This window comes from Pseudovibrio sp. Ad26 (assembly GCF_001623285.1).
In the GTDB taxonomy this organism is placed as follows: Bacteria; Pseudomonadota; Alphaproteobacteria; order Rhizobiales; family Stappiaceae; genus Pseudovibrio; species Pseudovibrio ascidiaceicola.
The window spans coordinates 14,689-34,812 of record NZ_LMCE01000158.1 but is presented as its reverse complement, the minus strand read 5'-3'; the positions used below and the strand labels follow the sequence as shown (position 1 = coordinate 34,812).

The 20,124-nt window shown below is 50.6% G+C and carries 18 protein-coding genes; 13 read left to right on the top strand and 5 right to left on the bottom strand.

Going from position 1 to position 20,124, the window contains the following annotated elements:
• The first annotated feature begins 1 nt into the window (after position 1).
• The 9 genes from PsAD26_RS28020 (at position 2) to PsAD26_RS27980 (ending at position 12,128) form a co-directional block, all read left to right on the top strand.
• Entirely contained in the window at positions 2-1,369 is a 1,368-nt protein-coding gene (locus tag PsAD26_RS28020; protein WP_063303915.1) for a sigma-54 dependent transcriptional regulator, read from the top strand.
• 179 nt (positions 1,370-1,548) lie between these two features.
• Positions 1,549-2,550 (top strand): DctP family TRAP transporter solute-binding subunit, encoded by a 1,002-nt coding sequence (locus tag PsAD26_RS28015; RefSeq protein WP_063303914.1) that lies wholly within the window; start codon positions 1,549-1,551, stop codon positions 2,548-2,550.
• 121 nt (positions 2,551-2,671) lie between these two features.
• Positions 2,672-3,304 carry a TRAP transporter small permease gene (locus PsAD26_RS28010; RefSeq protein ID WP_063290431.1) on the top strand — a complete coding sequence of 211 codons (633 nt, stop codon included), beginning with the start codon at positions 2,672-2,674 and terminating at the stop codon, positions 3,302-3,304.
• Between the two features lie 5 nt (positions 3,305-3,309).
• The gene (locus PsAD26_RS28005) at positions 3,310-4,710 is read left to right on the top strand and encodes a TRAP transporter large permease subunit (RefSeq protein ID WP_057460816.1); all 1,401 of its coding nucleotides are present in this window, start codon (positions 3,310-3,312) and stop codon (positions 4,708-4,710) included.
• Between the two features lie 152 nt (positions 4,711-4,862).
• Positions 4,863-5,876, top strand: a complete 1,014-nt coding sequence (locus tag PsAD26_RS28000) for a DctP family TRAP transporter solute-binding subunit (protein WP_063313023.1) — start codon at positions 4,863-4,865, stop codon at positions 5,874-5,876.
• An 82-nt stretch (positions 5,877-5,958) separates the two neighbouring features.
• Entirely contained in the window at positions 5,959-7,143 is a 1,185-nt protein-coding gene (locus tag PsAD26_RS27995) for a citrate synthase family protein (protein ID WP_063313022.1), read from the top strand.
• A gap of 346 nt (positions 7,144-7,489) precedes the next feature.
• Positions 7,490-8,422, top strand: coding sequence for a LysR substrate-binding domain-containing protein (locus tag PsAD26_RS27990; RefSeq protein ID WP_063291799.1), 933 nt, complete (start codon positions 7,490-7,492; stop codon positions 8,420-8,422).
• A 331-nt stretch (positions 8,423-8,753) separates the two neighbouring features.
• On the top strand, positions 8,754-10,400 hold the full coding sequence (locus PsAD26_RS27985) for a U32 family peptidase C-terminal domain-containing protein (RefSeq protein WP_057460812.1): 1,647 nt from the start codon (positions 8,754-8,756) through the stop codon (positions 10,398-10,400).
• Between the two features lie 348 nt (positions 10,401-10,748).
• Positions 10,749-12,128, top strand: coding sequence for a methyl-accepting chemotaxis protein (locus tag PsAD26_RS27980; protein WP_063313021.1), 1,380 nt, complete (start codon positions 10,749-10,751; stop codon positions 12,126-12,128).
• A 136-nt stretch (positions 12,129-12,264) separates the two neighbouring features.
• Here PsAD26_RS27980 and PsAD26_RS27975 read toward each other — a convergent pair whose 3' ends face one another.
• The gene (locus PsAD26_RS27975) at positions 12,265-13,347 is read right to left on the bottom strand and encodes a MaoC family dehydratase (RefSeq protein WP_063313020.1); all 1,083 of its coding nucleotides are present in this window, start codon (positions 13,345-13,347) and stop codon (positions 12,265-12,267) included.
• 531 nt (positions 13,348-13,878) lie between these two features.
• On the opposite strand from PsAD26_RS27975, the gene PsAD26_RS27970 reads away from it, so the two are divergent.
• The 3 genes from PsAD26_RS27970 to PsAD26_RS27960 all read left to right on the top strand — a co-directional run bounded on the left by PsAD26_RS27970 (position 13,879) and on the right by PsAD26_RS27960 (position 15,389).
• Complete coding sequence (locus tag PsAD26_RS27970) at positions 13,879-14,070, top strand: hypothetical protein (protein ID WP_063313019.1); 192 nt, start codon at positions 13,879-13,881, stop codon at positions 14,068-14,070.
• Positions 14,071-14,178: 108 nt separating this feature from the next.
• Entirely contained in the window at positions 14,179-14,562 is a 384-nt protein-coding gene (locus PsAD26_RS27965) for a RidA family protein (protein WP_063313018.1), read from the top strand.
• Between the two features lie 149 nt (positions 14,563-14,711).
• Positions 14,712-15,389 (top strand): carbonic anhydrase, encoded by a 678-nt coding sequence (locus PsAD26_RS27960; RefSeq protein ID WP_063313017.1) that lies wholly within the window; start codon positions 14,712-14,714, stop codon positions 15,387-15,389.
• A 62-nt stretch (positions 15,390-15,451) separates the two neighbouring features.
• Here the strand turns inward: PsAD26_RS27960 and PsAD26_RS27955 are convergent, their stop codons facing one another.
• The 4 genes from PsAD26_RS27955 to PsAD26_RS27940 all read right to left on the bottom strand — a co-directional run bounded on the left by PsAD26_RS27955 (position 15,452) and on the right by PsAD26_RS27940 (position 19,114).
• Positions 15,452-16,891, bottom strand: coding sequence for an APC family permease (locus tag PsAD26_RS27955; RefSeq protein ID WP_063313016.1), 1,440 nt, complete (start codon positions 16,889-16,891; stop codon positions 15,452-15,454).
• Positions 16,891-18,321, bottom strand: a complete 1,431-nt coding sequence (locus tag PsAD26_RS27950) for an amino acid permease (protein ID WP_063313015.1) — start codon at positions 18,319-18,321, stop codon at positions 16,891-16,893. The genes PsAD26_RS27955 and PsAD26_RS27950 overlap by 1 nt, the downstream gene beginning before the upstream one ends.
• Positions 18,322-18,440: 119 nt before the next feature.
• The gene (locus PsAD26_RS27945) at positions 18,441-18,776 is read right to left on the bottom strand and encodes a hypothetical protein (protein WP_063313014.1); all 336 of its coding nucleotides are present in this window, start codon (positions 18,774-18,776) and stop codon (positions 18,441-18,443) included.
• Positions 18,773-19,114 carry a helix-turn-helix domain-containing protein gene (locus PsAD26_RS27940; RefSeq protein ID WP_063300284.1) on the bottom strand — a complete coding sequence of 114 codons (342 nt, stop codon included), beginning with the start codon at positions 19,112-19,114 and terminating at the stop codon, positions 18,773-18,775. The genes PsAD26_RS27945 and PsAD26_RS27940 overlap by 4 nt, the downstream gene beginning before the upstream one ends.
• An 82-nt stretch (positions 19,115-19,196) precedes the next feature.
• Here PsAD26_RS27940 and PsAD26_RS27935 point away from each other — a divergent pair, with 82 nt between their 5' ends.
• A complete protein-coding gene (locus PsAD26_RS27935; RefSeq protein WP_063313013.1) occupies positions 19,197-20,087 on the top strand; it encodes a DMT family transporter in 891 nt (296 codons plus the stop codon).
• Positions 20,088-20,124: the final 37 nt, after the last annotated feature.

Below are 20,124 nucleotides of genomic sequence, written 5' to 3'. Positions count from 1 at the left end.
TATGGACGTATGGGCGATCGATAAAGCCACCATTCTTCTGGTCGATGACGACGAAGATATGCGTGAAGCGCTGGTGGAAGGGCTAGAACTGGCAGACTATCACGTGGTGTCGTTTTCTCGCGCTGAAGAAGCGTTGGAGCACATCACGCATGAGTTCTATGGCGTTCTGGTCAGCGATATCCGTATGCCCAAGATGGGTGGCTTTGATCTGATGAAAGCTGCCTTCGAGATCGACAGTGCGTTGCCTGTGGTGCTGATTACGGGCCATGGTGATGTACCGCTGGCGGTGGAAGCCATGCGCGCCGGGGCCTATGATTTTAAAGAGAAGCCGTTTCCGGTTAGTGGGCTGGTTGCCGTTGTGGAGCGTGGGCTGGAAAAGCGCCGTTTGACGCTGGAAAACCGCGTGCTGCGTGAGGAGCTGGGCAAGCTCTCAGGTCTGGAAGAGCGCATTGTTGGCAAATCCCCGTCCATGGAAGAGCTGCGGAGTACGATTACCGCGCTGTCTGGCACGGATGCGGATGTGCTTATTCTGGGTGAGACAGGTTCTGGCAAAGAAGTGGTTGCGCGTGCTTTGCATGAGGAAGGTTTGCGTAAAGATGGACCGTTTGTGGCGTTGAACTGCGGAGCGCTGCCTGCTGATATCATCGAGAGTGAGCTTTTTGGGCATGAGAAAGGCGCTTTTACCGGTGCAAGTGGCTTGCGGATTGGCAAGCTGGAGCATGCGCATGGCGGGACGGTGTTTCTGGATGAGATTGAGTCCATGCCGCTCGACTTGCAGGTGAAGTTGCTGCGAGTTTTTGAGACGCGGACGATTGAGCGTCTTGGGTCGAACAAATCTATTCCGCTGGACCTGCGTTTTGTGGCAGCGACCAAAGAAGATCTGGAAGCGGCCTCCAACCAAGGGCGGTTCCGGAAGGATTTGTTTTACCGCCTCAACGTGATCACACTGGCTATTCCGCCGCTGCGAGAACGGCTGGAGGATATTCCGGTGCTGTTCCATTACCTCACCCGTGGGGCGCGGGCGCGTTACCGGAAAGAAGTGCCGGAGATTTCGCGAGAGTTTCTCGGTGAACTGATGCAGCGGGAGTGGCCGGGCAATGTGCGCGAACTGCGCAACGTGGCAGACCGGTTTGTGCTGGGGCTGGAAGGTCAGCCAAAGGCAGCTGGTGCGGCGGCTGCCGTTTCGGGCTCGCAGAGCGGTACGCTGGCTGAGCGCGTAAGTACCTATGAACGCGATATTATTGCTGCCGAGCTTGAGAAGAACGACGGCAAGATTAAGCCGACGTATGAAGCGCTGTCCGTCTCCCGCAAGGCGCTTTATGAAAAGATGAAGAAGTACGGGCTTGGTAAGGACGAGATTGGTGAATAGAAATGTGTCGAATTCGACACATCTTTGAGTAGTCAATGTTACTTATTCGTAACAAATGTAATTCGAATAATTAGGTAAATATCCGTAAGTATCTGAAAATACTAATAGTATTAAAACTGGCACGCAGATTGCTTTTGGTATCGCGAGGAGCTTCGCTCCGTTCCATCTGGGAGGATACTATGAAGAAATTGGTTACTGCTGCCACAGTTGCAGCTGGCATGTTCATCGCTACTCAAGCCGTTGCTGCTGAAGCGTGTGATCCGGGTGAAGTTGTTATCAAGTTCAGTCACGTTGTGTCTGCGACCGGCCACCCAAAGGGTGACTTTGCGACTGCATTGGCAGAGCGTATCAACACTGAGATGAATGGTAAGGCCTGTATGCAGGTTTTCCCAAGCTCCCAGCTGTTTGATGATGACAAAGTGATGGAAGCTCTGCTGCTCGGCGATGTTCAGATCGCTGCGCCTTCTCTTGCTAAGTTCGAAGCTTACACACTCAAGTACCGTGTGTTTGACCTTCCGTTCCTGTTCTCCGACATGGATGCAGTGAACAACTTCACACAGGGTGAAAAAGGTCAGGAACTGCTGGGCGCGATGTCTGACATCGGCTTTGTTGGTCTCGGCTACGTTTACAACGGCATCAAGCACTTCTCCGCCAACAAGCCTTTGCTGACACCTGCTGATGCTGCTGGCCTGAAGTTCCGTGTTCAGACCTCTGACGTTGCTGTTGCGATGATTGAAGCCATGGAAGCAAACGCGCAGAAGCTTGCGTTTAAAGAAGTATACGGCGCGCTGCAGACCGGCGTTGTTGATGGTCAGGAAAACACCTGGTCCAACATCTACACCAAGAAGTTCTTTGAAGTTCAGGACGGTATTACAGAAACCAGCCACCAGCTGCTGTCTTACCTTGCTGTGACCTCTCAGGAATGGCTTGATAGCCTCGATCCAGAAGTTCGCGACCAGTTCATCACTATCTTCACTGAAGTGACCAACGATGCGAACGCTCGCTCTTCCGCTATCAACGAAGCGAACAAGCAGAAGATCATTGAATCTGGTGTAGAAGTTCGCAGTTTGACACCTGAGCAGCGTCAGCAGTGGGTTGATGTGATGAAGCCTGTATGGGGCAAGTTTGCTGATGACATCGGTCAGGATGTGATCGACGCTGCTGTCGCAGCAAACAACTAATCCAATACATCTTGATAGGTCTGTCCGGCTATTGGTCGGGCAGACCCTGAAAAACCACAATGGTTTCTTTTTCGGTGCCGCAACACACTGAGAAATGAGAGTGCTGTTGGGGGAGGGCGCTTTGTCTCGACTAAATAAAATAATAGATGCTTTCGAAGAAGGCTTTATCGCCACCATCCTTGCGGTGATGACGCTGGTCACCTTCTGGCAGGTCGTCATGCGGTACGGCTTTAACTCGGGTTGGGGTGGCGCGCTACAGTTCACCCGCGTGCTGTTTGCATGGCTTATTCTCTTCGGCATGAGCTACGGCCTGAAAATTGGCTCGCACCTTGGCGTTGATGCTTTCATCCGCCTGTTTCCTAAACCGGTCTTCCGCACCTTCGGGCTGATTGGTGCGCTGGTGACGTTGCTGTATGCGGCGCTGCTGTTTGATGCAGACTGGTTTGGCTGGTTGCTTGGGCTTGATAATCGCGGGTCTTCCGGCGGTGCGTTTGATTACGTCGCCAAGTACTACAAGCTTCCAATCGGCATGGAAGATCTGAAGTTTCCTGAGTGGTATCAGGAGATGTTTGGCGTGAAAGAGCGTGTTCCACGGTGGTGGGGCTATGTCATCTTGCCAATCGGTCTTGCCCTTCTGGCTTTCCGGTCGCTGCAAATGTGCTGGTTCATTCTGACTGGCCAACGCGACACGATGATCGCCGCGCACGAAGCTGAAGAGCTCGTTGAAGAAAACAAAGACGTGCTGAAGGACTAAGCCCAATGGAAACCGCTGTTCTCTTTTTGCTGCTCTTTGGGCTGCTTCTTATCGGGGCACCAATCGCGATTGCGCTTGGCTTGTCTTCCGTTCTCTACATCGCATTGTTCTCTCATGACTCCATGAGCTCTGTGACCATTCAGATGTTCAATGCGTCGCAGAACTTTACACTGCTCGCGATCCCGTTCTTCATTCTGGCTTCCAGCTTCATGTCTACTGGCGGCGTTGCCCGCCGTATTGTGAACTTTGCTGTCGCTACTGTTGGCTGGGTGCGTGGTGGTCTGGCTATGGCTGGCGTGCTGGCCTGTATGATCTTTGCTGCGCTTTCTGGTTCGTCTCCAGCGACTGTGGTTGCTATTGGTACCATCGCGATTGCTGCGATGCGTCAGGCTGGTTACTCCAAGGAATTTGCTGCAGGCATTATCGCCAATGCTGGTACGCTGGGAATTCTGATCCCGCCTTCCATCGTGATGGTTGTTTATGCGGCTGCAACCAACGTTTCTGTTGGGCGCATGTTCCTGGCGGGTGTCATACCGGGCATTGTTGCTGGTCTGATGCTGATGGTGACGATCTACATCATCGCGCGTAAGAAAAACCTGCCTGCGCAACCGTTTCCAAGCATCAGGGTGCTGTGGTCCACGTTTGCTGAAGCTGCGTTTGGTATGTTCCTGATTGTGATCATCCTTGGCGGTATTTACGCAGGTGTGTTTACACCAACAGAAGCTGCGGCTGTGGCAGCTGTGTATGCGTGTCTGATTGCTCTGTTCATCTATCGTGACATGGGGCCGCTGAAGGACAAGAAATGGCGTAAGTCTGGTGAAGGACTGCTTGAGGCAATTGTCCGTAACATTGGATTGAGTGTTCTTTACTTCTTCCCTGCCTTCTTCCATCGGGATACCCGCAAGGTACTGGTTGAGAGTAGTAAGACCACGATTATGTTGATGTTCATCATCGTGAATGCGCTGCTCTTTGCTCACACACTCACTGCTGAGCGTATCCCGCAGGTCATTACCGACTGGATGCTAGGTGCAGGTTTCAACTGGTTCACCTTCCTGATTGCCGTCAACATTATCCTGCTGATTGGTGGTCAGTTCATGGAACCATCCGGTCTGCTGTTGATTGTGGCGCCTGTGGTGTTCCCGATTGCTGTGGAGCTGGGCGTTGATCCAATTCACCTGGGTATCATCATGGTGGTGAACATGGAGATTGGCATGATCACACCGCCTATCGGGCTCAATCTGTTTGTGACCTCGGGCATAACGGGTATGAGTCTGGTGCAGGTGGTGCGTGCCGCTGCACCGTTTGTGATGGTTCTGCTGGTGTTCCTCGTATTGGTCACTTACTTGCCATGGCTTTCCACGGCGCTGCCGACTTATATGATGGGGCCAGAGGTTATCGTCAGGTAGCTGGCACCAAGATATGTTTTGAAAGGCCGGGGCATCTGCTCCGGCTTTTTTGTTGCGGCTTATTCGAGGCAAATGCAGAGCAATAGCTTAGGCGGATTTTGGGGAGAAACTGCGATAATAGGCGGGTACCGTAATGTTGCCGTGAGGAGCTGATGAGGAGAGCGATCACCGCTGTAACTCTTGCTTTGGGCGTTGTTTTCGCCACACTTGCGTTCGCCCAGATTGACTGTAAGCCTGGTGAAGTTGTTATCAAGTTCAGCCATGTTGTGCCGCCGAGAGGCCATCCCAAAGGGGATTTCGCGCGCATGCTGGCCGAGCGGGTGAACATCGAGATGAACGGTGTGGCCTGCATGCAGGTGTTTCCCTTCTCTCAGCTTTATGATGATGAGAAGGTGATGGAGGCCCTGATACTGGGTGATGTGCAGCTGGCGGCGCCCTCTCTTTCAAAACTGGAAGTTTACACCAACAAGTTCCGACTCTTTGATCTGCCTTTCCTGTTTGAGGATATGGATGCAGTACAGCGTTTTACTGCCAGCGATAAGGGGCAGGAACTGCTTGATGTCATGTCTGATTTCGGGGTTGTTGGACTTGGGTATCTCTATGATGGATTAAAGCACTTTTCTGCCGATAAGCCGTTGCTCGTGCCTTCTGACGGGGCAGGGCTGAAGTTTCGAGTGCAGAACTCTGATGTGGCCGTTGCGATGATTGAGGCGATGGGAGCGAGTGCGCAGAAATTGGCGTTTAAAGAGGTCTATGGGGCTTTGCAGTTGGGGGTTGTTGATGGTCAGGAGAACAGCTGGTCCAACATCTTCACATCGAGGTTCTTTGAGGTTCAGGACGGGATTACTGAGACCAACCATCAATTGCTGGCTTATGTTGTGTTTGCACCCAAGGAGTGGTTGGAAAGCTTGAAGCCTGATGTGCGGGAGCAGTTTCTGACGATCTTCCAAGAAACGCTGGCCAAGGCCAATGCGCAAGCTGCGCAGACGAGCGACGAGAACCGGCAACGGATTGTCGATGCCGGTTATACTGTGCGTGAGTTGACGCCAGAACAGCGCCAGCAATGGGCGGATGTGATGCGACCTGTATGGGGTGAGTTTGAAGATGAGATCGGCAAGGATCTGATTGCTGCTGCTGAAGCCTCAAATGCGACCAAGGGCAACTGACGGTCTTCTGATTGGACATCTATAGTATTGCGTGTGCCAGCCTTATTCGTATGATCAACGTTGATCATGTAATAGGTGCACTATGTCTGAAGTTATTTATCTTTCCGCTAAAGAAGCTGCCAATGAGTTGGGGGTGCGCCCGGCCACGCTGTATGCCTATGTGAGCCGTGGGCTGGTTCGCTCGGTTCAAGGGCCGGGGAGGACGCGGCTCTATGATGCTTCAGATATCCGCTTCCTGCGAAGTCGTCGGGCTGGAGAAGGCTCTGAGGAACGGGATGGGCAGTCCCGGAGTGCTGCTGCAAAGGGCGTGCTTGAGACCAAGCTGACGCTTTTGACAGATGAAGGGCATTATTACCGTGGTCAATCTGCATTGGAACTCGCAAAAGCTGGGACGCTTGAGAGTGTGGCCACGCTGTTGTGGGATTGTGAGAATGATCCATTTGCTCAACCAGCTCCAGATGCGGTCGAGGTGGTGAACGGGCACCGGCGGCCAGTTGAGCGAGCTATTGTGGCTCTCTGTTCCTGGCCGGAGCAAGACAGCGCCGCCTACACATTGTCTCAGGAGCTGCTCAAGCGGAAAGGGGCGAGCCTCGTTCGCCTTGCAGCAAGTGCGTTGCTGATGCAAGCGCCGAGCACTGAGCCGATGCACAGACAGATTGCGCAGGCCTGGGGTGTGAAGAATGAAAAAGCCATCGATCTGATCCGCGCGACGCTTGTTTTGTGTGCGGACCATGAGCTCAATACCAGCGCATATGCGGTGAGATGTGCTGCTTCGACTCGGGCGCCGCTGCATGCTGTTCTTGTTTCCGGGCTTGGGGCGTTTATGGGGCCCAGACATGGAACAAACGCAGAGCGTGTGCTGAGTTGGCTGAAGCATATTCATGTAGTTGACGATATAGAGAAGGTGTTGCAAGAGCGATGTATGAACGGAGAATATCTGCCGGGACTTGGGCATTCCGTATACGGCGGGCCTGATCCAAGGGGCGAATTTCTATTAGACAAACTCATGCAAAGTGAGCTGGATCACCCGCTTGTTGAACTGATTCCACCATTGCTGGAAAGATCTCGTGAGCTTTTCGGAAAGCACATGAATGTGGATTTTCCACTAGCACTTTTGGAGCAGATTTTGGGCTTACCAAAAAATTCTGCAGGAATTTTGTTTTGTATTTCAAGAATTAGCGGCTGGATTGCTCAAGCGCTCGAACAGTATCAAATGCAAGAACAAATACGTCCGCGCGCTGCATATGTTGGTATTCGTCCGACCTAAAGCAGGCGTCAGTTGAATAGTTAATTTTTTTGATCTTTAACCTAGGCGTGTATCTAGGAGCTATTCTATGATCTCCTAGCGTAAAATTGATAATGTTATGTTCTTTCTCTGTAATGAAATTTATATCGATTATTTTATCTGTATATATAAAAGTATTCCGTAGATTATCAATAATTGAGTAGTTCATGTATGGTGTTATCTATTGTGGAAATGTGCTCTTTTACATAATTTTTGACGTGACCTATTTGATTTGAGGGTGTTCAAATTGGGGAGGCGCTATGTTACGTCTACATCATTAATCGGAATATTGGTTGTATCTCTCACTCTATCAAGAATAAGGCATTTCATGAATCGTTTGCCCCCTTTGAATGCTTTGGTCGCGTTTCGTGCAGTTATGGAAACTGGGAGTTTGGTTTCGGCGGCCCAAAAGCTAGCAATTACCGCTAGTGCGGTCAGTCACCGGCTCAAAGCGCTGGAAGATCACCTGGGACTGGAGCTGTTTGAGCGCCGTTCCAGAGCGGTTTTCCCGACTGCAGCGGCCTATCGATATGCCTCGGAGATTGCCGAGGCATTTGACAGAATCTCAACTGCGACGCGCACTATCGAAGCCGTCGGGAACAGAGATACTTTGAGTATCCATTGTTCTTCAAGCTTCGCTAGCAATTGGTTGTTGCGCCGTCTTCGTTCGTTTACCGCGCATAACTCAGAGATCACCGTGACTGTTTCCAGCAGTGGCTCTGATCAGAATATTGAAGGCGGGCTGTATGACCTTGTCTTCACACGTCAGTCCAATACTCCAGAAGAGTTTCAAGAAATCTCCTTAGGGCGCGAGAAGTTTCGTCCGCTGATTTCACCTGAACTGCTGGATAATCTTGGCTACCCGAAGAAGCCGAATGAGCTGCTGAAACTGCCGATTATTCGCAGCGAAGGTGCCACGGTTTCCTGGGAGACATGGCTGTCTGAAGCTGGTGTTCCAAACCCGATCGTCAATGAGATGATGGTGTTTGAGAATGCGGCTCTTTCTCTTGACGCTGCCGAAAAGGGGTTCGGCATTGTTCTAGAGTCCAATCTGCTGAGTGCCGAAGCTGAAACCGCCGGACGCCTTGTGCCGATCTTTCCTGAATATCAGCGGGATGGTCGTGAACATAAGCTGATGTGGCGTGAGAAGCGTGGAGCAGAGCCCAAAATTCGCAGCTTCCGTGATTGGTTTGAAAATCAGTTGCGCTACGATTTCGTAGATGAAGAAGCTTATGAACCAGTGGCTGCGCTCGTCGATTAAGCGAGTGTTGCTGTTTGTAGCTGACGGCGGGGGCAATTAACCGTCAGCTTACATGAGTGTTCTTATGATTTGGGTGGGTACTTAGGTATCCGCCCATTTCTTTGTAAGCATAGTTATACGGATTTGTTGGAGTGGTGTGTTGCTGAGCAATGGAATTGCTGTAGCCCATCAAACTGGGTGAGACAAAATTGTTCTGTTCATCCTTGATGAAATCCCTTAGAAGCACCCCTAAATACGCGCCCTTTTGCTGTTTCCCAAAGACACTGCCGAGGCGCTGGTCAATAGCTCGACAACAGAGCTTTAGAAAACACCAGAGAATTTGGTCGCCACTATGAGAACTTCAGAACTCCTGATGCCTGCGGGCAACCTTCAGAAGCTAAAGATTGCTGTGCTTTATGGAGCAGATGCGATCTACCTTGGTACGCCAGATATGTCCCTGCGTACGAAGGCAGAGTTTACGCTTGAGCAGGTTGTTGAGGGGATTGAATTTGCGCATAAGCATGGCAAGCGTGTTTATCTGACGCTGAACCTGTTTTCTCATAACAAAGACGTTCCTAAACTGAAGGAATATGCTGAGACCATTCGCGATATTAATCCGGATGGGTTGATCATTGCTGATCCGGGTGTATTCCAGTTTATGCGTAAAGAGCTGCCAAATGTGCCGCTGCATATTTCCACGCAGGCGAACGTTTGTTCGTGGCTTTCGGTTGATTTCTGGAAAGAGCAGGGCGCTGATCTGGTTGTGTTGGCGCGTGAAGTGTCCTTTCCTGAGCTTTCTGAAATTCGTGAGAAGTGCCCGGACATCCGTCTGGAAGCATTTGTTCATGGTGCGATGTGCATGACCTATTCTGGTCGCTGCCTGCTTTCCAACTTTATGGCAGAGCGTGGCGCGAACCAAGGGAACTGTGCAAACTCCTGTCGTTGGAACTACAAAGTGCGCATGCGCATGAAAGACGGCACGATCAATGAGCTTGAGCTGAACGAAGACAACATGGACATGTTTGAGTTCTTGCTGGAAGAGGGATGCCGCCCTGGCGAGTTGATGCCAATTCTGGAAGATGGTCGTGGTTCTTACATTCTGAACTCCAAAGACCTGTGTCTGATGCCGAAGCTGAATGACTTCCTGCGTATTGGCGTGGATTCTCTGAAGATCGAAGGGCGTGGCAAGTCCATGTACTACGTTGCGGTTGTTGCACGTGCCTACCGCATGGCGATTGATGATTACTATCGTGATCCTGAGAACTGGAACCCGCAGAAGTACATGGATGAGATGTATAGTGTTGCCAACCGTGGCTACACCACTGCGTTCCATGAAGGTCGTTTGAACAACTACGCCCATAACTATGAAGACACACATTCAATTGGGGAGTGGGAATTTGCCGGTATTGTTGAGAAGGTGACTGACGAAGCGTTCTACATGAAAGTGAAGAACAAGATCGTTGCCGGGGAAGTGCTGGAATTCCTACAACCTCTGTCCGACGACAGCGTCTTGCTGCGTATCTATGAGTTTGAAAACGCAAAGTCTGGTGAGATTACGGAGGAAGTGCACGCTGGCAAGCAGCCGCTGGTGCGAATCCCGTTCTCGCTGTTCGACAAAGACGATGCAGCTGACTTTAAAGATCGCTTCCCGGTGAACACTGTGGTGCGTAAAGAGCGTCCGTTGACACCTGAGCAGTGGAGTCGCCTGAAGCTGGACCGGACAGCAGAACGTATTGAAGCGCGTGGTGAGGCGACGAATGCGCAGCAGAACAAGTATGAGAGCCAGCGCGACCGACTGATTGATGCGATTGCTGAAGGCAGCCAGGATCGTAAGCCGAAGTCTCCTCGTCTTGGTTTGGAAGGCTGTTGTGGTCGCGGCTGTAACGGTTGCATGATCTTCTGGGAAGATCCGAAGTTTGAGAAGGCTCGCGAGATCCTGAAGACTAAAAAGCAGGGTGTGATGCTGGCGCGGAATGCGTTGAAGCACGAAGTGAGCTGATAGCTTAGTTAGGTTGATGCATTCAAAGCCCCGGTCCGAAAGGTCGGGGCTTTTATTTTGTCTGATCCTTATGAGAACCCATTGAATCTCAAAGCTAAAACCATGCTTATTAGGCCAGTAAGCTATTATTAGTAATAATTTATGTATGTTTTAAGCATGAGTCTTTCAAGCTCATGAGTTTGACGTTGGGATAGTTGCACTTGTTGTCTTGAATGATCTGTTGTGGGGTACGTAAATACGCTGATCTTACTTGCTCAGTCTCTCGTGACTTGGCTGGGTTGTGGTGGTGAGAGATTGGCGGCTAGGGAATTATCTGCACTGAATGTGCAGTTTGGAAGGTAATTCAAGATGAACTGGTCCGGAATGTTGAAGAGCGCACCTAAAGCTCAGGGATCACATCAGGCAGATGTGGGCGGCATCTATCGTGAAGGAATTGATGCACTTCTGTTGGCTTTGATGGAAGATCGTCCACTTCCCGAAGTGGAAGGAGTTCCAGCAGATCTTTATGAGCGCTTTGAATCGCTGAAGCAGAAGCTTGATGATCAGGACGAGCGTACCCTTGGTCAAACGGTAGAGTACTCCCTGCAAGCCAGTGAATCGATGGCCGCGATCTCCCAAATCACATGGCATATCCGCAAAACGGATGAAGGTGCGCAGACAATTGCGACCGGTGTTGAAGAGCTAAACGTTTCGTTTTCTGAAATAGCCTCCAGCGCTCAAGGAGCTGCGGATGCGGTGGAATCTGCAAATGAAGCCATGCAGCAGGGAGAAACAGCAACTCGAGAATCTGCAGATGCCAGCCAGCATATTGGCCGGTTCTTTGAAAGTATGACTGCTGCTGCAAATGAGTTGACCGCTGCCGCTGTTCAGATTGGGACCTTTGTTGGTACGATTGAAGGACTGGCCAAGCAAACAAATCTGTTGGCACTGAACGCGACGATTGAAGCCGCGCGTGCTGGTGAGGCAGGCAAGGGTTTTGCTGTTGTGGCTTCCGAGGTAAAGGACCTTTCCGGTCAAACACAGCAGGCAACAGATGATATTCGTTGCCGGATTGAGACCTTGCAGGCTCACGTGAACGATGTGAACTCAGCTGTGAATGATGCGCAATCTCTGGTCAGCAAGAGTATTGATAACTCACAGAATGCCGAGAGTTTGATCTCTGAAGTGCTGCGCGATGTAGGAGTTGCGAGTACGCAGATGCGTGAAATTGCACGCCAACTGACGCAACAGGAAGAGGCAACCAGCGAAATCAATCGCGGTGTCCATGCAATTGCAGGGCATGCACGCGATGTGAATGAGCGGATTGAACATGTGATCCAGACGGTTGCTCAATCTGAATCCATCGTGGAAGAGCAGTTTACTGAGTTTGATAAGCGAGGCGTACCGAACTTTATTCTGCATCGTGCTAAGGCTGATCACATAATCTGGAAGAAGCACCTTGCCGAAATGTCAGTTGGCCTCAGTCATTTGCAGGTGAGTGAGCTATCGGATCATCATCAGTGCCGTCTTGGCAAGTGGTATGACAAGGTGGATGATGCTCGTGTTCGCGATAGTCTGGCGTTTAAGAAACTGTTGCCTGTTCATGCTGAAGTTCACGAACAAGGCAAAGAATGCGCACGCCTCCTAGGAATAGCAGACCATGCAGGCGCAGATGCTGCCTACAAGCGCATGGAAGGTGGATCTGTTGAGGTACTGCGCTATTTGGACGAGTTGTTGACGAGGCGATGAGGTGTATTCTTCGAGCTGATTGAAAATCAGAAAAGCCCGGGCACATGGTGCTCCGGGCTTTCTTTTTGTGTTGTTTTATTTCTATCGTTTTGTCGCATCCTTGAGAGACCTTGGTTCCTCAAGGATGCGTTGAAGATCAAACCGGGATGACGACCCAGTAATCCAGATCAAGGATTACGCCGTCTTTGTATTTCCCTTTTTCCTTCTTGTATGGGAAATCTCCGCAAATAAGATCTTTTGTTGCGACGAGGCGCAGGCGTAATGCTGCGATATCGCTTCTTCCTTCAATCCGTTTTTTGTCCAAAACCTCAGACCACGCGTAAACGGTGTCACCTGCAAAGAGTGGTGCAACGTGTCGTCCTGCGTTGATGCCCGTGATATGGAAAGCATTGCCTAGTCCGTTGAAAGACAAAGCACGTGCAAGCGAGATGACATGGCCGCCATAGATCAGGCGTTTGCCAAAGCGGCTGTTTTTCTCGCTGTGATGATTGAAGTGGACTTTCGCAGTGTTCTGGTAAAGACGCGTTGCGAGCTGGTGTTCAGCTTCTTCCACGGTCATACCGTCGACATGGTCGATCTTTTCACCCACTTCATAATCATCGAAGCGGAATGGTGAACCAGACAGATCAAAGTCCCAATTGTCTATGGAAAGCTCTGGAACGGCTTGTCCCACGCAGTCCTCAGAAATTCCATCTGGAAGATCCGGTAGGGTTACTTCTGGCGCAGTCGCGGTTTCATCACGCTTCTTCACCATGACCCATCGGGTGTATTCCAGAACCTTCTCAGGATTCCCTGGCTCTTTGTGGCGATAGCCAGTAGAGCGCACGTAAACAACACCGGTTTTGCCGTTTGAATTTTCTTTCAGCCCGATGACTTCTGAAGTGGCGGAGACTGTATCTCCGGCATAGACGGGCATCAGGAACCGGCAGTCGGAATACCCCAGGTTTGCGACGGCATTCAGTGAGATATCTCCCACTGTTTTACCGAAGACCACGTGGAAGACTAGAAGGTCGTCCAACGGGTAATACGGGTATCCAATAGTTTCTGCAAAAGCAGTTCCCGACTGTACCGCAAATCGAGATCCGTATAATGCAGTATAAAGAGCTGTATCTCCTTCGTTTATTGTCTTTGGTGTTCCATGTCTTATGATCTGGCCCACGTGAAAATCTTCAAAAAAGTTACCGCAAGACGTCTTTGTCTTAACCGCAGTTAACGTCATGTATGTAGTCCCCCAACAACAACACGGCAGGCATTGAATAAGAAGTATTTTTAGTTATCAAGCAACACCTTAGAAGGTTGACACTTCGCATAGTATATGTCGCTTTTGATCTTTTTTCTTGTGCCCTTGTATTTTCCTTGGTTGTCCAATTGACTTGTTTAATTGAACAAATTCAATAGGTTGACGGATAATGTGGTGGTTGCCGCAATCCGTGCTTCAGATGATCGACAAAAATACTCGAGAGAAACAAGCAAGCTTTCTGTCCGTTTGAGACCCTTTATATCTCAGAATCAGTAGGAATGAGCAAATTAAATATAGAATATAATTAGGTAATTGTGTCGTGTTTTTAGCTAAACCTACATCCTGACGTTGAAATTGTAGGATTGTGCAAGCGAATCAGTAAAAATGTTAGCAAATATCGTCTGATTCACTTTGAGTGACTGAGCTGTGTTGTTCACTGTTTGCCCCCTAAAACCGTAGGTTTTTCTTCAAGATCAAAGCGTTACTATGAGTGGCAGGAGGTTTTCGCCCATGGTGAGCTTTTTCTGGCGGATTGTTGGTGTTGTTTTGCTAGCGTGGGTCGCGTGGGATCTCTACGCGGGATACACGCTTTTATATGATGTCATCTACAGAACAGCAGACCCGCTGATGTACTGGATTGGCATTGCGTTATGGACTGCGCTTGGGCTGAGCTGCTTTTTCTCATCAAGTAGTCAGGATTAAGGCGCCAATTTCTCAATTGATCTGAGCTGTCCCGGTCGTATTCTGCAAGTAATGAATGCTGCTGGTGGTTTACCGTGGCATGTTGGGTTGTAGTTGAGGGAGGTTGTTATGTCGGAGAGAACCCTAATTTCTTCAGGATCACCCTTTGAAAAGACGGCTGGATATTCTCGTGCAGTTGTAGATGGTGACTTTGTCCATGTCGCAGGTACGACCGGATATGATTATTCGACGATGCAGATGCCAGAGGATGTGGGCGCACAAGTCGTTAATGCACTGGAAACGATCAAAGATGCGCTTGGCGAAGCTGGTTGTTCGCTCAAGGATGTGGTCCGTGCGCGCTATTATGTGACTGATCGGAGTAACGTAGAGGCGGTTTTTGCCGTACTTGGTGAGTATTTTGATGAAATCCGTCCTGCAGCGACCATGGTTATCTGTGCCCTCATCAAGGAAGAGATGAAGGTTGAAATAGAAGTCATGGCTCGAAGAAGCTAATTAGGTTTTTGTCTTTCGAGAGACAGGTAAGGTACATTGTGGGGATGTACGCGGGAAGACTTTTAAGTTTCTGGTCTTTTCGCCAGTTGAAAGATCGTTTGTCTTAGCTATATAGGCAGACAATACCGACACTAACGAGATGGCGACGCATGACAGATTTTCCGAAAGAACTGCTGACTGGATACGGCCTTTATAAAGAGCGGATTTATCGCCAGTTTGAAGAGGAATATCAAAACCTCGCCATCTATGGTCAAGAACCTGAAGTAATGGTGATTTCCTGCTGTGACAGCCGGGTTACTCCTGAAGGTATCTTCCATGCGCAACCGGGTGAGCTGTTTGTGGTTCGCAACGTGGCGAACCTTGTGCCTCCGTTTATTCAAGGCGGCGGTACGCACGGTACCAGCGCAGCGCTTGAGTACGCTGTGACTGGCCTGAAGGTTAAACATCTTGTCGTGCTGGGGCATTGCAAATGTGGTGGTGTTCAGGCTTTCCGCGAAAGTAATGGCAAGCTCAGCAAGACTGGTCAGTTTGTCGGGCCGTGGATCAAGATGTTGGAACCGGCTGCAATCACGCTGGCTTGTACTCCGGTTGACAAAAATGAGGATCCTCAGCTTGCGTTGGAATATGCCGGTATTCGCCAGAGCCTGAAGAACCTTATGACATTCCCGTTTATTGAAAAGCTTGTCACTCAGGGGAATCTGGATATTCATGGCGCCTGGTTTGATATTGGTTCCGGTTCTTTGCGGGTTATGAATAAAGAAACTGAGCTCTTTGAAGACGCGCAGGATCTGCGTGCGCGGTTGAAAGAGCAGGAAGCAGAGGATTAAGCCTCTGTAGGGCAGAGAACCAATCAAAGTGTTGGTTTGATAGAGTTTTGGAGTGTCGCGTTCTATGGTGTGGGGCGCGGCTTTTTTGCTTGTTTGCGGGACTTCCAATTGGGGCGGCGGACCTTCCAGAGAATGAACGGAATACTGAGTGTGAGGAACACGCCTGGGATAATGATTGCCAGATAAGTTGTTGCCGGGAAGTCGGGTTCGTCTGGAGGTCGGAAGCCGATGATGAATGCGATGAGTGAGATACTGAAGCCGATGCTGCCCAACACCCAGATGCCCCAGTTGCCGAATGGGACCTTATAGGTCCGTGGAACATTGGGGTGTTTGTAGCGCAGCCGGATTGCGGTGCTGTAGAGCATTAAGTACATGACGGAGTAAAGCAGTACCGCTGTTGAGGTGAGGTACAAAAACACCTCGTTGGTCTTTACGTGAAGCAGGAAAGCGGTTGCTATGAGTGTGGCGATGGTGGCCTGCACCAACATGAGTGGCACTGGCATATCGTGAGTGTTTGAGCCATGCAGGAATTTGGGTAGCATGCCATCGCGGCCCGCGACTGCGAGGCTTTTCACTGGTCCTGCAATCCAAGTGCTAACTTGTCCGGCAGCGCCAACAGCAATGAACATGGCTGCAACGGGTAAGATGTTCGGCACGTCATAGTGATCCAGCAGTATTGTGAAGGTTTGCAGGACCCCAAGCGTGTTTGAGATCTCCGTTACCGGAATGATCATAGCAATAGTCAAACCACCCAGAAGAGAAATTGAGAAGCCAATCAGTGCTGCGATGAGGATTGCGATTGGATAGGTGCGTCGAACGTTCTGAACTTCTGTTGCGTGGCCCGCTGAAACTTCCATGCCGATGAAGCCGAAGAGGAAACTTAGGAAGAGGAACAAGGTTGAAGTTTGAGAGAGGGAGGGGATGATATTGGCGGTGGTGAAGCTGATATCAATAGCGGGTTGAGCAGGGCCAGAGACGTAGAGCAGGCCCAATGTAATCATAGTGAGAGATGGGAAGATAGTTCCCGCCAGCAGGCAGACGCTGGCAATGCGTTTTGTAATGCGAGTGCCTTTGAAATTTGCGAAGGTTGCGCCCCAGTAGATGATGATGACCCCCGTGAACATCAGCCATGGGTTTTCATCAAGAGGCCTGTCAAACACAAACGCGAGGGCTGCGGCGGTGTAGGCGACGGTTGCGACCATGGCGAAAATGGCCTGAAACCACTGTAAGAAGACTGCCATGAACCCGAAGGGAGCGCCGAAGGCTTCCTGCACCCAGGTGTAGACACCATGTTTGGGCCAACCTGTTGCTAGTTCAGCTGAAATGAGGGCTACGGGCAGGATGTAGCAGAGGATCACTGCTGTGTTGAAGAACAGAATCTTCATGCCGGTTTGTGCCATGAGTGGCATGTTCAGCATGGTCATGAAGAGCGCTGTGGTCATAAACACCAGGTGCCAAAGGGTGATGTGGTGCTTTGGCTGGTTGCGTGGTGTTTTGCCCATCACTCTTGCCCCTTACTTTTGGGGGAATGCAAGATCTGCTTGCGGTGTAGGAACCAGATGCTAAGCGGAATCAGCAGAGCCAGAACAACAGCCACCACCATAAGACCTTCAAAGCTCTCTAATGAGAATGGCAGGGTTGGCGGTGGGATGAAGCCAATTGCAAAGCAGCTTATGGCCGTTAGCAGGCCGATGATGCCGAGCAGCCAGATACCCCAATTGCCGCCGGGGACTCTGTAAGGGCGAGGGATATGCGGATGAGTGTAGCGCAAGCGGATGGCTGCTATGAACATCAGCAGGTACATTAGCGAATAGAGCAGTACCGCCGTTGAGGTGAGGACGAGGAATACCAAGTTGACGTCCTCAAATAAAATGAAGCTCAGGGCAATTAATGAAATGAGCGATGCCTGCAGGATCAGGAGTGCTGTCGGGACGTTGTTTTTGTTGGCTTTCGCAAAGCGTGCAGGCAGCAGGCCTTTTCTGCCAGCGGCCCACATCCCTTTTACCGGACCAACTATCCAGGTGCTGACCTGACCGGCAGCGCCCACGGCAACCAGCAGGGCAATGAAGGGCGTGAGAATGGAAAGGCTATAGGCGTTCAGATAAGCAGAGAAAGCCTGAAGGGCTCCGTTGATGTTGGAGATATTGCCTTTTTCGAGGATGAGTGAGACGGCAAGCCCACCTGCAAGGGTGATGACAAAGCCTGCGATAGCTGCTGTGAAGATGGCACGGGGATAATTCTTTTGCGGGTTTTCAACTTCGTTTGCATGGCATGCGGAAACTTCGATGCCGACAAAGCCAAAGACGAAGCTCATGAAGAAGACGAGGCTGGTGGTATCGGATAGTGAAGGAACCCAGTTTGCTACTGTAGCGGATGTGTTGAGGGCGATTGGTTCGCCAGAGATCAAGTAATAGATGCCAAAGAGGATCAGCAGTGCAGAGGGAAAGAAGACGCCGACGGAGACCGCATAACCCGAGATTTTCTCTGAGGTTTCTGTTCCTCTGAAATTGATCAGTGTTGCAGCCCAATAGAGGGCGAGCACCAAGAAGGTGATGTAGTAGCGATTTGAGCCCAGCTCAGGATCAAAGGCATACGTGAGTGTTGCGGTGGCATAGGCGACGATTGATGTGACGCCGAAGATGGACTGGATCCATTGCAGAAATACAGCCACGAAGCCGATAGGCGTGCCGAAAGCTGCTTCGACCCAATGGAATACGCCGTTTTGGGGCCAGCCTGTTGCAAGTTCTGCTGAAATTAATGCCGTTGGAATGAGGAAAGCAAACACTGTGATGGCGTTAAGCAGGACCATTTGCATACCGGTCTCTGCCATCATTGGCATGTTGCGCAGGGTCATGAACAGCGCTGTGGTGATCAGCACCAAGGGGATGAATGCGATTTTGTGTTCAGCGCTGGGCGGTTTTTCCTGCTGCATGGGCCACCGGCATAGTCTTTGATGCTCTAAACTTTAAATTGAGGGCCTGAAAAAAGACTGAGAGTGCAGGTGGGAAGCGCCTTGGTGGCATTAAGTTGCTGTTAGGTGTGAGCGCTGGGCTAGATGTCTTCTTTGCAGATGGTACGGTCAACTTCCATCAGCTCAACTGGAGCTCCATTTACCTCGATAAAGGCGACAGTGAGTCCGTCGATAGGGGAGTTGGGTTTGATGATAACCTTCTGGTCTTTCAACGCCTCTGCCAAATCGTCAACTTCAAACGCCACATGCGCCACTGTCTTCACGATTTCAGGGTAGGGCGCATCTTCATCATAGCGCTGCCATTGAATGCCGAAGGGATTGTTTTTGTGGTCGCTGACGGTCATGTGCAGGTGAGGCAGGGGAATCTCTTCCTCGAAATATCCCTTGGTTGGAATGCCGATATGGTTGAATTTCATTGGTCATCTTTCAATTTGGCTGCATGGGACCATGTTTGAGACCAGTGGCCTAAGGGTTGCAGGTAGGTGAACAGGTCTTCGCCTTCTGCTGTCAGTTCGTAGCCGCTTTCTCCATTCATGACGATCCCGCATTCTCGTAGTTCTTTCAAGCGCGTATTGAGCACAGTGGGGGAGACAGAGTCACAATTGGACTGGAGCGTGCGGAAGGTCTGCGGGCCAGTTGAAAGGTTCCAGATGATGCCAAGAGCCCATCGTCTACCCAGCAAATCAAAGAGAACCATGATTGGTTTGCCGGATTTTGAGCCACGAACCGGTTTGCCTGCCTTAGGTATTTTCACAGAAATGGGGCTTTCCTTTTTGCTATGATTGTTGTAGCGGTGTCTTGCTACTTTTATTGTAGCACGTTTGGAGAGTTTTGCTATGGTTGTTTTTGCGGTGTCGTCTGCTCTGGCGGCATCATTAGGGTGGGCATGTGGATCAATGTTGGCCCACCGACCGCTACAACGTGTTGGCGTTTTTGAATTTACGCGCATTCAACTGCTAACATCCGGCGCTATCCTGTGTGTGCTTTGCTCTGTGTTGGGGTACTGGCAAACAGTTGATTGGAGCCAGTGGCCTGCCTTTGTGGTGAGTGTTGTTGTCAGCGTGATTATTGGAAACCTGGCTTTGATGGCGTGTTTGCGCCGAGCCGGGCCGCGCCAAACGGAGCTGCTGCTATCGCTTAAAACGCCAATCGTTGCTGTGCTTGCTTTCGCGTTTCTTGGCGAAGAGCTGAGCTTTACCGAAATTGTTGGCATCGCAATCGCTCTTTTCGGCATTTGCTTGGCGATTTTGTTTGGAAGTTCTGATCAGGAAACTGAAGCTACTCGTCGCAGTGGCGGGTTGGTTGTGATTGTGTTGCTGGCGCTTGTTGCAGCTGCTTCGCAAGGGATTGGAATGCTTGTTCTTAAGCCGTTGCTTGTTGCTGGGACCGAGCCTCTGGCAGCATCAGCGGTGCGGGTTACCGGCGCTGCGTTTATTGTGGCCCTGGTTGGATTGATGCCTGTCTCGGCGGTTCAGTCTTCAACAGAGATGAGCTGGATGCTGTTGTTTCGCGTCGTGCTGCCCGGTTTCATTGGATATGGCATATCTGTTTCTCTGCTGCTCTATGCCTATGCTCATTATGATGCAGCAGTTGCCAGCATTCTTGGCTCGCTGTCGCCTGTCTTTATTCTGCCATTGCTCTGGATGCGAACAGGAAACATGCCAAGGCCCCTGGCCTGGGGTGGTGCTCTGCTTTCGCTTGGCGGAACAGCAGTGATTTTGCTGTAATAGGATTGGTGCCAGCAGCTATGCTGCTGCTGGCACG

Excerpts from the sequence above, each read along its gene's own strand:
- PsAD26_RS28020 (WP_063303915.1), top strand. The coding sequence starts at position 2 with ATGGACGTATGGGCGATCGATAAAGCCACCATTCTTCTGGTCGATGAC.
- PsAD26_RS28015 (WP_063303914.1), top strand. The coding sequence starts at position 1,549 with ATGAAGAAATTGGTTACTGCTGCCACAGTTGCAGCTGGCATGTTCATC.
- PsAD26_RS28005 (WP_057460816.1), top strand. The coding sequence starts at position 3,310 with ATGGAAACCGCTGTTCTCTTTTTGCTGCTCTTTGGGCTGCTTCTTATC.
- PsAD26_RS28000 (WP_063313023.1), top strand. The coding sequence starts at position 4,863 with ATGAGGAGAGCGATCACCGCTGTAACTCTTGCTTTGGGCGTTGTTTTC.
- PsAD26_RS27995 (WP_063313022.1), top strand. The coding sequence starts at position 5,959 with ATGTCTGAAGTTATTTATCTTTCCGCTAAAGAAGCTGCCAATGAGTTG.
- PsAD26_RS27990 (WP_063291799.1), top strand. The coding sequence starts at position 7,490 with ATGAATCGTTTGCCCCCTTTGAATGCTTTGGTCGCGTTTCGTGCAGTT.
- PsAD26_RS27985 (WP_057460812.1), top strand. The coding sequence starts at position 8,754 with ATGAGAACTTCAGAACTCCTGATGCCTGCGGGCAACCTTCAGAAGCTA.
- PsAD26_RS27980 (WP_063313021.1), top strand. The coding sequence starts at position 10,749 with ATGAACTGGTCCGGAATGTTGAAGAGCGCACCTAAAGCTCAGGGATCA.
- PsAD26_RS27975 (WP_063313020.1), bottom strand. The coding sequence starts at position 13,347 with ATGACGTTAACTGCGGTTAAGACAAAGACGTCTTGCGGTAACTTTTTT.
- PsAD26_RS27970 (WP_063313019.1), top strand. The coding sequence starts at position 13,879 with ATGGTGAGCTTTTTCTGGCGGATTGTTGGTGTTGTTTTGCTAGCGTGG.
- PsAD26_RS27965 (WP_063313018.1), top strand. The coding sequence starts at position 14,179 with ATGTCGGAGAGAACCCTAATTTCTTCAGGATCACCCTTTGAAAAGACG.
- PsAD26_RS27960 (WP_063313017.1), top strand. The coding sequence starts at position 14,712 with ATGACAGATTTTCCGAAAGAACTGCTGACTGGATACGGCCTTTATAAA.
- PsAD26_RS27955 (WP_063313016.1), bottom strand. The coding sequence starts at position 16,891 with ATGGGCAAAACACCACGCAACCAGCCAAAGCACCACATCACCCTTTGG.
- PsAD26_RS27950 (WP_063313015.1), bottom strand. The coding sequence starts at position 18,321 with ATGCAGCAGGAAAAACCGCCCAGCGCTGAACACAAAATCGCATTCATC.
- PsAD26_RS27945 (WP_063313014.1), bottom strand. The coding sequence starts at position 18,776 with ATGAAATTCAACCATATCGGCATTCCAACCAAGGGATATTTCGAGGAA.
- PsAD26_RS27935 (WP_063313013.1), top strand. The coding sequence starts at position 19,197 with ATGGTTGTTTTTGCGGTGTCGTCTGCTCTGGCGGCATCATTAGGGTGG.